Genomic DNA, 13,931 nt, shown 5'->3' with positions numbered 1-13,931 from the left:
AACTGGCGCAAGCAGCGGGTCAAAACCGCCGACAACGGCTGGGCTAACGCGATTCGCGTGTATGCGGAAGGCGACGACAGCCAGCCGGTTATTTCGCTGCAGATCGTTGGGCCAGGAGAGAGCCAGTGAAGAGAACCCGACGCCAGCGCGGTTTTACCCTGCTGGAGATCATGATTGCCCTGACCATCTTTGCGGTGATCGGCACGCTGGCCTGGCAAATTCTGGACGGGGCGATGCGCACCAGTTCGGCCACCGATGCCAGCGCGGCGAAGCTCAATCAGCTGCAGCGCGCATGGAACCTGATGGAGCGTGATTTCTACCAGCTGCAGGCGCGCGCGCCGCGCAACGAGCCGGATCTGTTCCGTCAGGCGGACGATGCGCTTGAGCTGACCACGCTGAACGGCGTGAGCGGCACGGTCCAGCTGGAGCGCGTGCGCTGGCGGCTGGAACAAGGGCATCTGTATCGCGACGTCTGGCCGGTGATTGACGGCCCGGCGGACGCGAAACCCGACGAGGTGCCGATTGTCAGCGACGTGAAATCCCTGCAGTGGCGTTTTTACCGTCAGGGCTGGCAGAAAAGATGGAGCGACCCGGCGCATCTGCCGGACGGCGTGGAGCTGACGTTGACCATGGAAAATGGCGATACCTGGCGCTGGGTCTTTACGACGCCGGGCGATCTGCCTGAAGCGGCTGCACCTGAAAACGCCCCCGTACCGCCACCGGAAGCAAAATCATGAGTGCATTGCGTAAACAGAAAGGCGTAGCTCTGCTGGTGGTGCTGATCCTGCTGGTGATGATGTCGGCGCTGGCTGCCAAAATCAGCCAGCAGTTCTGCCGTAACCTGCAAAAAACGCATTACCAGGTAAGCCAGCAGCAGCTGCGCTGGGCGATGCAGGCCCAGGAAAAGGTGGCGAAGGACCGGCTGCAGGCCGACGCCAGCGGGGAAAGCAAAGCGCTCTCCCCCGACGGCGACTGGCATCAGCCGCTGGAAACCCGGGGCGAAGACTACACGGTGGTCGGCCAGGTGGAAGACGCGCAGGACTGCTTTAACGTCAACAACCTGCTGGCGGTCGAGAAAGTTGCCCAGGGGCAAAACCCCCCGGCGGTGCCGGAAAAGCCCCGCAGAGAGCAGATTGTTGAACAGCTTCTGACGCAGAGCGGTCTGAGCCAGACCAACGCGGAAGAGGTGTATCTGCAACTGGTGGACTATCTCGATGGCGACACGACGACGGCCAAAGAGGGCGCTAAGACCGATGCCTGGGCTGGCGTGGTGCCCGCTCGCCAACCGGCGAACCAGATGATGCGCACCATTGCGGAGATCACGCTGCTGCCCGCATTCCCGGCTGCCGCTTACCCGAAGGTGAGCAAGCTGCTGTGCGCGCTGCCGGACGCCGCCAGCAAGGTGGATGTGAATACCCTGAAACCGGAGCAGGCCGCCTTACTGGCCGCGCTGTTCCCGGGAAAACTCAATGAAGATGATGCCGTTCGCCTGATTGAATCGCGTCCTGAAACCGGCTGGGAAAGTATGGAAACCTTCAGCAAAGCGCTGGAGCAGGCCTTCCCGCAGTTAAAAGACGACCTTCCGCAGGTGGCCGACTATCTCTCCATTAACAGCCGGTATTTCCGCGTCAATTATACCGGCAATACCGATGAATTAACGCTTCGCGTGGTGAGCCAGCTTCAGGTGAATAACGAAGCCGGTGATATCGTGACGTGGCAGCGCCGTTACCGAATGATTGAATAAGAAAGTAGAACGCTATGAAACAGGTCCTTTTTGTTCGTCCCGACAGCCGCGAGGGCGGGAAAATAATGTGGTGTGTCTCCGGTAGCCAGCAGGTTGAGACGCTGGAGAGCCTGGATGCGCTGATAAACCATCCCCTGGCGGCACGCGTTTGCCTGCTGCTGCCTGCCAGCAGCATGATCTTCCGCCACTTTACGCTGCCGAAAAAAGTTGCCTCGCAGGCGACGGCATTCTCGTGGATGGCGGAAGAGACGCTGATTGGTGACGTGGATAATCTTCACTGGACGGTGCTCAACAAAAAGGGCGCCGAGGTCGATGCGGTGGCGATTGATGCCGACCTGCTGCGCGGATGGTTAACCCGTTTTCAGGCCGCCGGAATGAAGGTGATCCAGGCGTTGCCGGATGCCTGGCTGCTGCCGGTAGCAGAGGGAGGAAGCACGCTGGTTAAGCAGGATGAAAGCTACTGGCTGCGTTTATCCCCCCACACCGCCGGGGAGATGGAGCCCAGCCTGCTGCCGCTGCTGATGCAGAAAGCGGGCGAGGGCGAGGTGTGCTGCTACGGCGCGCAGCCTGAAGGGGTTGACGTTGACCTCCTGCAGCCCTGGCAGCATCCGCTGGTACTGATCCAGCCGCAGTGGCAAACCTGCCGCGTGAATATCATGCACGGTGAATTCAGCGCGAAAGCGGGCTCGGGTAAAGCCCCGAAAGGCATCAAAGCGGCAATGGCCGCAGCGGGTCTGCTGTCTCTCGGCCTGTTGCTCGGCCCGCGCGTCGCCATGGCCTGGATGCTGGTGCAGCAGGAGAATGCTATACAGCAGGAGATCGCTCAGGTTTATCAGCACCATTTTCCGAGTATGCGTCAGCAGACCAACATCAAATACCACTTTGATCAAAACATGAAAAAGCAGACCAAAGGGGTATTTTTGCAGCTTGAAGCGCTGGAGAAGGCCAGGCAGGCCGTGCCGGCGATGGAAATCGATCTGCTGGAATACGACGCCCAACAGAACACGCTGACGCTGAGCGTCAGTGCGCAAAACCAAACCGCGTTGCAGACGTTTGTGAATCAGGCGGGGGAAAATTTTGATTTTACCCTGCAGCCTGTTTCTACCGCTGCACCTTATACCGCCATGATCGCAGGGAAATATAAATGAAAGAGCGAATCGCGCAGCTTAAGTCTCGTTATCAGAATTACAGCGCCAGGGAAAAAGTCATTATAAAAATATGTGCCGTTGCCCTGGCGGGGACGGCCGTTTATTACGCAGGCATGATCCCGCTGGATAATATGATTCTGAACAGTAAAGCCACGCTGAACAGACAAAAAGAGACGCTGAACTGGATGCGCAGTGAAATAGATAAAAACCATCTCCAGGTCCAGATTGTCAAAACAGATAATCCGCGTACGGTGGTGGAGAGTAGCGCACAGGAAATTAATCTTCCCCTGAAGGATGTGCGTCAGGATGGACAAACCTTATCGTTCGTCGTGAATCGCGTAAACGTCTATGAATTAAAGAACTGGCTGCGGGAAATTAACCAGACCTCCGGCGTCAGGCTGCAAAAAATGAACCTCACGCCGGTCGATCGCCTCAGTGATGTAAAAGCGGAAGTCCAGCTCACCTGGAGCAAAGCCGCATGAACACCTTCGCGCTGATGCGGGAGGTTTACCCGGTGGGGTTCCCGCTGATGAGTGCGATTCTGGGCGGCATTGTGGGGAGCTTTCTGGGCGTCGTCGCCGAGCGCGTACCGGGCATGGTGATGGAGGAAGAGGGGGGCGGCAATTTGCTCTTTCCGGCGTCGCACTGCCCGGCGTGTCAGCACACCCTGGCCGCCTGGGAGAATATTCCGCTGGTCAGCTGGCTTCTCCTGCGTGGACGTTGTAGCCGCTGCGGCGTGGGTATCCCATTGAGGATATTTTTGATCGAACTTTTTTCCGCGCTGTTTTTTGGCGTCACCGCCTGGTGTATGCCAAACGTACAGGCCTTGTTCTCCCTGTGGGTACTGGTGGCGTTCTTGTTGCCTCTGGCCTTGATCGACTGGCGGCATCAGCTGCTGCCGGATTGCCTGACGCAGCCTGTGCTGTGGGCTGGCCTGTTGCTCCATACGTTTGACCATACGATGCCGCTACGCGATGCGCTATTTGGCGCCGTGGCAGGTTATCTCTCTCTTTGGCTGCTCTACTGGGCATTTCGGCTTGGTACCGGGCGGGAAGGGCTGGGTTATGGCGATTTTAAGCTGCTGGCGGCTTTGGGGGCCTGGTGCGGCTGGCAGGCGTTACCCACGCTGGTATTAGTCGCCGCCTTAAGCGGTATTGTCGGTTATTTCATCCTTAATATCTTAAATAAAAATAACCTCATTATTGCTTTCGGACCCTATCTCTCATTTGCTGGAATAGTGGTGTTTATTGGGCAGCAGTTTGCTTTCATATTTTAAATATTTCGGTCAAGTTTTTTTGTCAATTTTTTCGACGGTGTAAGAGCAGGACGTCTCTTTGCGCCCAGTGTATCGTAAGGGATATAAGCTATACGGAATTTTGGCTTGTATATTTTTATGGGGGAATACAACGCAGAAAAATATTTTCTTGTCACGGTTGTAAGGTCAGTTAAATACGCATTATGCAAATAGATTCCATGCTCTCAAGGAAGGCATGGATTATTAACGTCACGAATAAATTTATCAGGAAATAAAAATGAAATTTATGAAGCCTAAATATCTGGCGCTCTTCATTGCGGCGGCATCCGGCTCCGCATTTGCAGCAGCACCGGGTACACCGACTATCAGCAGCGGCAATGATAAATTTGCGCTGGTAGAGGTAGACCAGGCGGCTCAGGACTACAACAGCCTTGTCAAAGTGCATAAAGATGGCGTGGATGTGAAAGTTGAGTGGAATGTCTGGAGTGGCGCTGCGCCAACGTCTGCAAAGGTTCTGCTTGATGGCACCCCTGTCTGGACCGGGGCCGGTAGCGCTTCCGGCTCCGCGACGTTTAAAGTGAAAAAAGGTGGCCGTTACTAGGAACAGGTTGAGTTGTGTAACGCCAGCGGCTGTACCAAAAGTGCCAGCAAGCTGATTATTGTGGCGGACACCGACGGCAGCCATCTGCTGCCGCTGAATACAACCATGAAAGAGAACAATAAAACCTTCTCTGAGCATACCGATAAGGTCATCGGGGCCTATTTCCCTGAGTGGGGCGTATACGGCCGTAACTTCCCGGTTGATAAAATCCCTGCCGCTAACCTGAACCACATCCTCTACGGCTTTATTCCAATCTGCGGTGGCGATGGCATCAACGATGGTCTGAAAACCGTTGAAGGCGGTAACAGCTTCGCCGTATTGCAGCGTGATTGTGCAGGCCGCCCGGACTATACCGTGGCTATCCACGACCCATGGGCTGCCCTGCAAAAACCGCAGGCTGGCGTGTCTGGATGGGATGACCCCTACAAAGGGAACTTCGGCCAGCTGATGGCGCTGAAAAAAGCGCATCCCGGCCTGAAAGTCCTGCCATCCATCGGTGGCTGGACCTTGTCCGATCCGTTCTTCCACATGGGCGATCCTGCGATCCGCGCTCGCTTTGTATCGTCTGTAAAAGATTTCCTGCAAACCTGGAAGTTCTTTGACGGTGTGGATATCGACTGGGAATTCCCTGGCGGCGGCGGTGTGAATGAAAATCTCGGTAATCCGCAGCAGGATAAAGCGACCTACACTGCGCTGATGCACGATCTCCGTGCGATGCTCAATGAACTGTCAAGCGAAACGGGCCGTTCCTACGAGCTGACCAGCGCCATTGGCGCCGGTAAAGATAAAGTTGAGGATGTGGATTACACCACCGCTCAACAGTATCTCGACCACATCTTCCTGATGAGCTATGACTTCTACGGCGGCTGGAGCAACACTGAACTGGGCCACCAGGCCGCACTGCGCGCACCGTCATGGCGACCAGATACCAACTACACCACCGAAAACGGCGTGAATGCGCTGCTTCAGCAGGGTGTACAGCCAGGTAAGATCGTCGTGGGGACAGGTATGTATGGCCGTGGCTGGACCGGTGTGCACGGCTACACCGGCGATAATCCATTCACCGGTACTGCAACCGGTATGGTGAAAGGCACCTGGGAACCGGGTGTTGTCGACTATCGCCAGATCGTAAATGAGTACAAAGGCAAGCCGGGTTGGGAGTATGGCTACGACGCGACTGCAGAAGCGCCTTACGTCTTCAACAAATCAACGGGCGATCTGATCTCCTATGAAGATGCCCGCTCCGCGGCCGCGAAAGGCAAATACGTCCTGGCCAACAAACTGGGTGGTCTGTTCTCCTGGTCTATTGATGCTGACAACGGCGATATCCTGAACGCGATGAACGAAAGCCTGCTGGGCAGCGCTACAACGGTTGATCCGGTGGTGACTAACCATGCGCCAATCGCGTCATCTTCCGATCAGAACGTCTCAGGCCCGGCAACCGTTACGCTGGATGGCTCTGCCTCTACCGACCCGGATGGCGATGCTATCACCTACAAGTGGACCCAGATTTCTGGTCCATCGGTGACCCTCACCAACAGTACCAAAGCCAAAGCGACCTTCAACGTTGCGGCCGTGACCAGCGACCAGACCCTGGCGTTCCGCCTGACGGTAACGGATGCGAAAGGCCTGAGCAACGCAATTGATGTGCAGGTCGTGAACAAAGCGCCAAAAGCGAACCAGGCGCCGGTAGTCAATCAGATGGAAGCGGTAACGCTGCAGGCGGGTGAAACCTATGCTCTGCATGCCCAGGCGGCGGATCCTGACGGCGACGCGCTGACCTACGCCTGGAGCATTCCGGCGGATATGCACGCAACCGGAACCGATAGCGCGAACGTGACCATCACTGCGCCAGAGGTGACTTCAACGTCTACTTACACGCTGAGCGTCGTTGTCGGTGATGGTAAAACCAGCGTGCAGTCTAACGTGCAGGTTACCGTGAATCCGAAACCGGCTGAGGTTACGCCGCCGGCTGATGACGTGACCCCACCTGCTGACGAGGTTACCCCTCCGTCTGATGAGGTGACTCCGCCATCTGATGAAGGCACTGCAAACGGTAGCTGCGACGCGCCTGTCGATGCTAACGCCAGCAAATATGCCGCGTGGGATGCCAGCAAAATCTACAACAATGGCGATACCGTAAGCTTCGACCATCTGGTGTGGAAAGCGAAGTACTGGACCCAGGGCAACCAGCCTGGCTTCGGTGTGGATGCCTGGGAGCTGGTCAGCAATGTGAAGATGAACTGGCGTTCTGACCTGGTCTACAACGGCGGCGAAACCACAACCTATCAGGGCAACGTTTACCGTGCCAAATGGTGGACCCGCGGTGATAACCCGGCTAAGAGCGATGTATGGGTGAAAGAAGGCCCATCAACAGACTGCAAATAATATAGCCCAGTAATCACTCACCACCCTTTTGGGGTGGTGAGTGATTCAAAATTCATTTTACAGGATGTTGCTAAGGAGAAATCACTGACGCTTACAGCAGGTAAATATGAAAAAGGTAATGTTGTTGTTATTGATAATAAGCCAAAGCGCGCTGGCAAACTGTTGGGATAAAGCGGCGCATTATTATCATGTCGATCCGTACTTATTATATGCCATCGCCAACGTTGAATCCGGCATGAACCCGTACGCGGTTGGTCAAAACCATGACGGCACGCGTGATGTTGGGCTAATGCAAATTAACAGCTCCCATTTTGCGCAGCTTGAGAGCAGGGGGATCGATGAATACCGGCTGATGACCGAGCCCTGTACCTCCATCATGGTCGGCGCTTCCATCCTGTCCGGGATGATTAAGGTCTATGGCTATAACTGGGAGGCGGTAGGTGCGTATAACGCCGGGTTAAAAAAAGAAAATTATCCGCAACGCATGAAATATGCCCATAAAGTCTGGGCGAAATATCAGCAATTGAAATTAGCGGCACGTTATTAAGGTTTTTTATTTTTGAAGAATTCCCGAGGGTGTTCTTCGAAAAGTGAAAACAGCTGTCTGTGGTTTATTTATTAACGGATTAATACATAAGCCGGGATTTTATAATTTAACTTCTATTAACAGGAATACAGAAATGAACAAAAGGACGTTACTGAGTGTACTCGTTGCCGGCGCATGCGTCGCCCCGTTTATGGCGCAGGCTGCCTCGCTGCAAGCAACCCCCAGTGAGCCGTACACCATGAAAGCCAGCGATCTGGCGAAGAAGGAAAAAGAACTGACCAGCTTCCCGCTGATGGCCTCCGTAAAAGAGACTATTCAGACGCTGGACAATGCTCAGGTAGAAATGATTGAGCCAGGCCGCGCGGCGAACCCTGAAAACGTGAAGCGCGTGGAAGGGATCGTGAAGGCCAGCGACTGGGAATATCTCTTCCCACTGCGCGCGCAGGCGTACACCTACAGCAACTTCCTGAAGGCGGTAGGTAAATTCCCGGCGCTGTGTAAGACCTATAACGACGGTCGCGACAGCGACGCCATCTGTCGTAAAGAGCTGGCTACCATGTTTGCCCACTTTGCCCAGGAAACCGGCGGCCACGAGAGCTGGCGTCCGGAGGCCGAATGGCGTCAGGCGCTGGTTCACGTGCGTGAAATGGGCTGGAGCGAAGGCCAGAAGGGCGGCTATAACGGCGAATGTAACCCTGACGTCTGGCAGGGGCAGACCTGGCCGTGCGGGAAAGATAAAGACGGCGACTTCCTGAGCTACTTCGGTCGCGGTGCGAAGCAGCTGTCCTACAACTACAACTACGGTCCGTTCTCTGAGGCGATGTACGGCGACGTGCATACCCTGCTCGAAAAACCTGAGCTGGTGGCGGACACCTGGCTGAACCTGGCGAGTGCAATCTTCTTCTTCGCCTACCCGCAGCCGCCAAAACCAAGCATGCTGCAGGTTATCGACGGCACCTGGCAGCCGAACGCTCACGATAAAGCCAACGGTCTGGTCCCTGGCTTCGGCGTGACCACCCAGATCATCAACGGTGGCGTAGAGTGCGGCGGCCCGACTGAAATTGCCCAGTCGCAAAACCGTATCAAGTACTACAAAGAGTTCGCGAACTACCTGAAAGTGCCCGTTCCGGCGAACGAAGTGCTGGGCTGCGCTAACATGAAGCAGTTCGATGAAGGCGGTGCCGGTGCCCTGAAGATTTACTGGGAACAGGACTGGGGATGGAGCGCGGATACCCCAACCGGCCAGACCTACTCCTGCCAGCTGGTGGGCTACCAGACGCCGTTCAGCGCCTTTAAAGAGGGTGACTACAGCAAGTGCGTGCAGAAGTTCTTTAACGTCAACATCGTGAATGACGATGGCTCTGCCACCACCCCGGACGAAACCCCGGTAACGCCAGCGCCGACGCCAGCAGAAGATGAAACGCCGGCGCCAGCGCCAGCGCCGACGCCGGATGAAACCCCGGCTGAGCCGGTGGCGGTGAACCACGCCCCGGTCGCGCATATTGCGGGTCCAGTCGGCGCCGTTGAAGCCGGTGCGCAAGTCTCTCTGAGCGCGGAAGGATCCACAGACGCCGACGGTAACAAGCTGACCTACACCTGGCGTTCACAGGATGGTCAGACCGTGACCGGTCAGGACAAAGCGGTTGTGACCTTCAGGGCGCCAGAATCCGCCACAGCACAGCAGATTGAAGTGAGTCTGACCGTTAGCGATGGCGAACTGAGCAGCACCACCTCTTACCTTCTGAACGTGAAGGCGAAAGCGGCACCGTCTCAGGACGAAGGCACTTCCGGCTCTTACGCCGCGTGGAGCGCGAGCAGCAAGTACAAGGCAGGTGATATCGTGAACAACCACGGTAAACTGTTCCAGTGCAAACCGTTCCCGTACAGCGGCTGGTGTAACAACGCCCCGGCATACTACGAGCCAGGCGCAGGTCTGGCATGGGCTGATGCCTGGACGGCACTGTAAAAGCAAACGGCAACCGAAAGGTTGCCGTTTTAGTGTTTGCTCTTTCCCCTCACCCTAACCCTCTCCTCAAAGGGGCGAGGGGACAGTACGGTGCGGAAGTCGCCACCGGGCAAAAAGGCTAGCGATGAAGCTTCCCGTGATCCCGCAGCCACGCCGCGGTGCGCATAATCCCTTCATCCAGCGTCACAACCGGTTTATACCCCAGCTCATTCTCCGCCCGCGAAATATCCAGCGTGAAGTCAAAGTTGAGTTTAGAGACGCCGTAATGCGTCAGCGCAGGCTCTTTGGCCGATTTACTGCCAAAACGCTCCATGCTGCGGGCAATCATATCCAGCATCGGGTAGGGCACGGAACGGATACGGCAGTCGATCTGCAGTTCGTCGATCAGCCGCTGCACAATGCTGCGCAGCGTGCACGGTTCGCCGTTAGTGATGTTGTAGGCGCGACCGGAGATCAGCTTATCGCAGTCCGGCTGGCTTGCCAGCCACATAGCGTGAACGGCGTTTTCGTAATAGGTCATATCCACCAGCGCATCGCCGCCGCGCGGCAGCAGCACGCTGCCGTAGTGGTGCATCATCTGCGCCAGACGCGGAATAAACACCTTGTCGTGCGGCCCGAACAGGCTCTGCGGACGCAGGACCGTAAAGCGGGTATGCGGGTTTGACTGCGCCAGCAGGTCAATCACCTCTTCGCTGGCCGCCTTGCTGCGGGCAAATTCACAGGCAAAGCGAGCAGGGCGGAAATCTTCCTGCACGTCACGATGGTGGTGGTAGTCGAAATAGAGTGACGGTGACGAGATATGAATAAAGTTACGCACGCCCCAGGCAACGGCCCATTCGCCCAGACGACGGGTGGCGCGCACGTTGGCGAGATCGAAGGCTTCCTGGGTCCCCCACGGGGAGGTAAAACTGGAACAGTGCCATAGCGTGTCGATACCGGCGAGCATCACCTTTGCCTGAGAGGAGACCAGCTCCGTCAGGTCAGCATGGACGAACTCTGCGCCCATTTTTTGCAGCAGTTTACCCATCGCTTCGTTGCGACCGGTAGCCCTGACGCTGATGCCTTTATTGCGCAGAAATTCGACCGCATTTCGGCCTAAGCCGCTGGTCGCCCCGGTAACCAGTACCTTCATAGCTATCCACTGTGTTGAAAAGAATTTCGTGCGCATTCTTTCGTGAATTACGGCGCTATGCAATGGGAAAGGTGAAAGAAAGAGAGTTTTATTTATATCTTTTCCGTCTTTTGTTCTGCCCGTTGCGCAATGCGTTTCGCCATTCCCCGGAAGATAAACAGGTGGGCAGGGATCATCAACAGCCAGTAGAACAGCCCCGGCATTCCGTGCGGATGCCACCAGGCGCGGACGTCCAGCTCCCGATGGTCGCCTTTGTCCTTCAGCGTAAAGCAGAGTCGTCCCAACCCCGGCGCCTTCATGCCGAACAGCAGCGCCAGCTGTTTTTCCGGCTCGACGATGATCACCTTCCAGCTGTCGACCGCATCGCCCACCTCAAGATACGGGCGTGCCGGGCGGCCTTTTGCCAGCCTGTGCCCCACCAGCAGATCCATTGCCCCGCGCGTTTGCCAGAGGAGATTACCGAAGAAATAACCGTCTTTGCCGCCAATCTGGTTCACGACCTCCCACAGCGCGGCCAGACTGGCGCGGGTTTTCACCGTGCAGCCCGCCTGTTTCGGGTAATAGCCATACTCCGGGCGCCAGCGGGCAAACGCCTGGGCGTCGTAACCCCAGTCGCTGGAGTTCACCAGCTGCTCTTCCTCTTTCAGCGTATTACGCACGGCATCGTCAAAGCGGATCAGGTCCTGGGGTATGAGTGCCCGCAGCGCGCGATCGTCCGCCAGCAGATCGTGCTTCAGCCCCTGGATCAGCGCTTTGGCGGTCGTCGGCGGCACGGAGGTGATCACATTCAAAAACCACACCGAGATCCAGCGGGTTGGAAAGGGGATGGGGATCAGCCAGCGGCGGCGGCCGCTGACGCGCATGAAATGTTCGAACTGCTCCTGATAGCTCAGGACTTCAGGCCCGGCGGCCTCCAGCACGCGGTGCTGGTCGGTTGGGTGATCCAGCAATGCCACCAGATAATGCAGCAGGTTCTCCAGCGCAATCGGCGTGGTGCGCGAACGGACCCAGCGCGGCGGCGTGAGCACCGGCAGGTTATACACCATATCGCGCATCACTTCGAAGGCGGCGGAGCCTGCGCCGACGATAATTCCGGCGCGCAGTTCGGTGACGGGAATAGCAGCGCCGCGCAGGGTGTCAGCCGTCAGCTGGCGGGCGCGCAGGTGATCGGACTGCGCATGTTCGGGTGCCTGGAGCGAGCTTAAAAAAATTACCTGTTTCACCGGCGTTTGCAGAAGAGCATCGCGGACGTTCATCGCCACCTGACGCTCGTGGGCGATAAAATCCCCGCCTTCGCCCATGCTGTGCACCAGGTAGTAAAGCGTGTCGACCCCTTCCAGCAGCGCGGGAAGCTCCTTCGGCCAGTTGAGATCAACGTTGTGGCAGGTGACGCCAGGTAAACAGAGCTTTTGCAGGCGCTCCGTGTTGCGTGCCGCTGCCAGCACCCGGTGTCCCTGCTGGCTCAGCGCCGCGGTGAGGTGCTGACCGATATATCCGCTGGCGCCGAGCACCAGAATGCGTTGCGGCACGTGATGCTCCTTATCGCTGTAAAAACGCCTGCCAGTGTTTCACTACGTCCGCCAGCTGCTCGCGGCTGACGTCAAGATGCATGACCAGACGCACGACGGGTGAGGCGTTGATCAGCACGCCACGGGCTTTCATAAATTCCCCCAGCGCTGCGGCGCGATCCTCGCCCACGCGGACGAACAGCATGTTGGTGTCGTGGCGCATCACGTCGGCGCCAATCTCGCGCAGCTGAGCCGCCATCCACGCGGCGTTGTCGTGATCGTCCTTCAGGCGCGCCACGTTGTTTTTCAGAGCATACAGCCCCGCTGCCGCCAGAATACCCGCCTGACGCATGCCGCCGCCGGTCATTTTGCGCCAGCGGTTCGCGCGTTTGATGTAGTCCGCATTGCCCACCAGCAGGGAACCCACTGGCGTGCCCAGCCCTTTAGAGAGGCAGATGGTGAACGAGTCGCAGTATTGCGTAATCTCTTTCAGCTCGCAGCCGTACGCCACCACGGCGTTGAAGATGCGCGCGCCGTCCACGTGTAGGCCGAGCCTGCGCTCGCGGGTAAACTCCCATGCGGCTTTCAGGTATTCGCGCGGCAGCACTTTGCCGTTGTGGGTGTTTTCAAGGCTGAGCAGCCGGGTGCGGGCGAAGTGAATATCGTCGGCTTTGATTTTCGCCGCGACCTTATCGAGCGGCAGGGTGCCGTCCGGCGCGGCGTCAATCGGCTGCGGCTGAATGCTGCCGAGCACCGCGGCACCGCCGGCTTCGTAGAGGTAGTTATGCGCGCCCTGGCCCACGATGTACTCTTCACCGCGCTCGCAGTGGCTGAGCAGCGCCACGAGGTTAGCCTGCGTACCGGTTGGCAGGAACAGGGCGGCCTCTTTTCCGCTGAGCTCTGCGGCATAGCGCTGCAGTTCGTTTACCGTCGGATCGTCACCGTAGACGTCGTCCCCGACCGGGGCGGCCATCATCTCTTCGAGCATGGCGCGGCTCGGGCGGGTAACGGTATCACTGCGTAAATCGATCATGGCATGTCCTTATTATTAAAAAGGCGATGCCAGATGTTTTACCTGAGCCAGTTGGTTTTTGCCAGTTCGATCACCTCGTCACCGCGCCCGCTGATGATCGCGCGCAGCATATAGAGGCTAAAGCCTTTGGCCTGCTCAAGCTTGATCTGCGGCGGGATCGCCAGCTCCTCTTTGGCGACGACGACATCCACCAGCACCGGACCGTCGATGGAGAAGGCGCGCTGCAGGGCTTCATCCACCTCGGAGGCTTTCTCCACGCGGATACCGGTGATGCCGCAGGCCTCGGCGATGCGGGCAAAGTTGGTGTCGTGCAGTTCGGTGCCGTCCGTCAGATATCCGCCAGCCTTCATCTCCATCGCCACGAAGCCCAGCACGCTGTTGTTGAAGACCACAATTTTCAGCGGGAGCTTCATCTGCACCACCGACAGGAAATCCCCCATCAGCATGCTGAACCCGCCGTCGCCGCACATCGCCACTACCTGACGCTCCGGCGCCGTCGCTTTTGCGCCCAGCGCCTGCGGCATGGCGTTGGCCATCGAGCCGTGGTTGAACGAGCCGAGCAGGCGGCGCTTGCCGTTCATCTTCAGATAGCGAGCGGCCCAGACGGTT

At 57.4% G+C, this 13,931-nt stretch carries 11 protein-coding genes and 2 pseudogenes; 9 read left to right on the top strand and 4 right to left on the bottom strand.

Going from position 1 to position 13,931, the window contains the following annotated elements; translation table 11 throughout:
- The 9 genes and pseudogenes from DOU50_RS23655 to DOU50_RS03765 form a co-directional block, all read left to right on the top strand.
- Positions 1-129: pseudogene (locus tag DOU50_RS23655) on the top strand (type II secretion system protein GspI); the annotation flags it as partial.
- Positions 126-737, top strand: coding sequence for a type II secretion system minor pseudopilin GspJ (gene gspJ / locus DOU50_RS03800; protein WP_148768854.1), 612 nt, complete (start codon positions 126-128; stop codon positions 735-737). The pseudogene DOU50_RS23655 and the gene gspJ, both read left to right, overlap by 4 nt.
- Positions 734-1,744: a type II secretion system minor pseudopilin GspK gene (gene gspK / locus DOU50_RS03795; RefSeq protein WP_148768853.1), complete on the top strand. Its 1,011-nt coding sequence runs from the start codon at positions 734-736 to the stop codon at positions 1,742-1,744. Before gspJ ends, gspK begins: the two co-directional genes overlap by 4 nt.
- Before the next feature lie 14 nt (positions 1,745-1,758).
- Entirely contained in the window at positions 1,759-2,892 is a 1,134-nt protein-coding gene (gspL, locus tag DOU50_RS03790) for a type II secretion system protein GspL (RefSeq protein ID WP_148768852.1), read from the top strand.
- Positions 2,889-3,374 carry a type II secretion system protein GspM gene (gene gspM, locus DOU50_RS03785; RefSeq protein WP_148768851.1) on the top strand — a complete coding sequence of 162 codons (486 nt, stop codon included), beginning with the start codon at positions 2,889-2,891 and terminating at the stop codon, positions 3,372-3,374. Before gspL ends, gspM begins: the two co-directional genes overlap by 4 nt.
- Positions 3,371-4,168 carry a prepilin peptidase gene (locus DOU50_RS03780; RefSeq protein WP_148768850.1) on the top strand — a complete coding sequence of 266 codons (798 nt, stop codon included), beginning with the start codon at positions 3,371-3,373 and terminating at the stop codon, positions 4,166-4,168. Before gspM ends, DOU50_RS03780 begins: the two co-directional genes overlap by 4 nt.
- A gap of 256 nt (positions 4,169-4,424) precedes the next feature.
- A pseudogene (locus tag DOU50_RS03775) lies at positions 4,425-7,136 on the top strand (glycosyl hydrolase family 18 protein).
- A 106-nt stretch (positions 7,137-7,242) separates the two neighbouring features.
- Entirely contained in the window at positions 7,243-7,683 is a 441-nt protein-coding gene (gene iagB / locus DOU50_RS03770; RefSeq protein WP_024907827.1) for a type III secretion system invasion protein IagB, read from the top strand.
- Between the two features lie 133 nt (positions 7,684-7,816).
- On the top strand, positions 7,817-9,649 hold the full coding sequence (locus DOU50_RS03765) for a chitinase (protein WP_148768849.1): 1,833 nt from the start codon (positions 7,817-7,819) through the stop codon (positions 9,647-9,649).
- Between the two features lie 118 nt (positions 9,650-9,767).
- Here DOU50_RS03765 and DOU50_RS03760 read toward each other — a convergent pair whose 3' ends face one another.
- The 4 genes from DOU50_RS03760 to DOU50_RS03745 form a co-directional block, all read right to left on the bottom strand.
- A complete protein-coding gene (locus tag DOU50_RS03760; RefSeq protein WP_024907825.1) occupies positions 9,768-10,781 on the bottom strand; it encodes an NAD-dependent epimerase/dehydratase family protein in 1,014 nt (337 codons plus the stop codon).
- Between the two features lie 92 nt (positions 10,782-10,873).
- Complete coding sequence (locus tag DOU50_RS03755) at positions 10,874-12,310, bottom strand: SDR family oxidoreductase (protein WP_148768848.1); 1,437 nt, start codon at positions 12,308-12,310, stop codon at positions 10,874-10,876.
- A 10-nt stretch (positions 12,311-12,320) separates the two neighbouring features.
- Positions 12,321-13,322, bottom strand: coding sequence for a low-specificity L-threonine aldolase (gene ltaE, locus DOU50_RS03750; protein ID WP_048990963.1), 1,002 nt, complete (start codon positions 13,320-13,322; stop codon positions 12,321-12,323).
- A gap of 38 nt (positions 13,323-13,360) precedes the next feature.
- Positions 13,361-13,931: thiamine pyrophosphate-dependent enzyme (locus tag DOU50_RS03745; RefSeq protein WP_228117505.1), on the bottom strand; the 571-nt coding region annotated here is incomplete at its 5' end.

Source organism: Enterobacter sp. C6 (assembly GCF_008122455.1).
In the GTDB taxonomy this organism is placed as follows: domain Bacteria; phylum Pseudomonadota; class Gammaproteobacteria; order Enterobacterales; family Enterobacteriaceae; genus Enterobacter; species Enterobacter pseudoroggenkampii.
Note: the sequence above shows the minus strand (reverse complement) of the source record. Positions and strands in the feature narration are given on the sequence as shown.

What these genes read in the sequence shown, in the direction of transcription:
- gspK (WP_148768853.1), top strand. Translation starts at nt 734, where the DNA reads ATGAGTGCATTGCGTAAACAGAAAGGCGTAGCTCTGCTGGTGGTGCTG.
- DOU50_RS03765 (WP_148768849.1), top strand. Translation starts at nt 7,817, where the DNA reads ATGAACAAAAGGACGTTACTGAGTGTACTCGTTGCCGGCGCATGCGTC.
- gspM (WP_148768851.1), top strand. Translation starts at nt 2,889, where the DNA reads ATGAAAGAGCGAATCGCGCAGCTTAAGTCTCGTTATCAGAATTACAGC.
- gspL (WP_148768852.1), top strand. Translation starts at nt 1,759, where the DNA reads ATGAAACAGGTCCTTTTTGTTCGTCCCGACAGCCGCGAGGGCGGGAAA.
- iagB (WP_024907827.1), top strand. Translation starts at nt 7,243, where the DNA reads ATGAAAAAGGTAATGTTGTTGTTATTGATAATAAGCCAAAGCGCGCTG.
- DOU50_RS03780 (WP_148768850.1), top strand. Translation starts at nt 3,371, where the DNA reads ATGAACACCTTCGCGCTGATGCGGGAGGTTTACCCGGTGGGGTTCCCG.
- ltaE (WP_048990963.1), bottom strand. Translation starts at nt 13,322, where the DNA reads ATGATCGATTTACGCAGTGATACCGTTACCCGCCCGAGCCGCGCCATG.
- DOU50_RS03760 (WP_024907825.1), bottom strand. Translation starts at nt 10,781, where the DNA reads ATGAAGGTACTGGTTACCGGGGCGACCAGCGGCTTAGGCCGAAATGCG.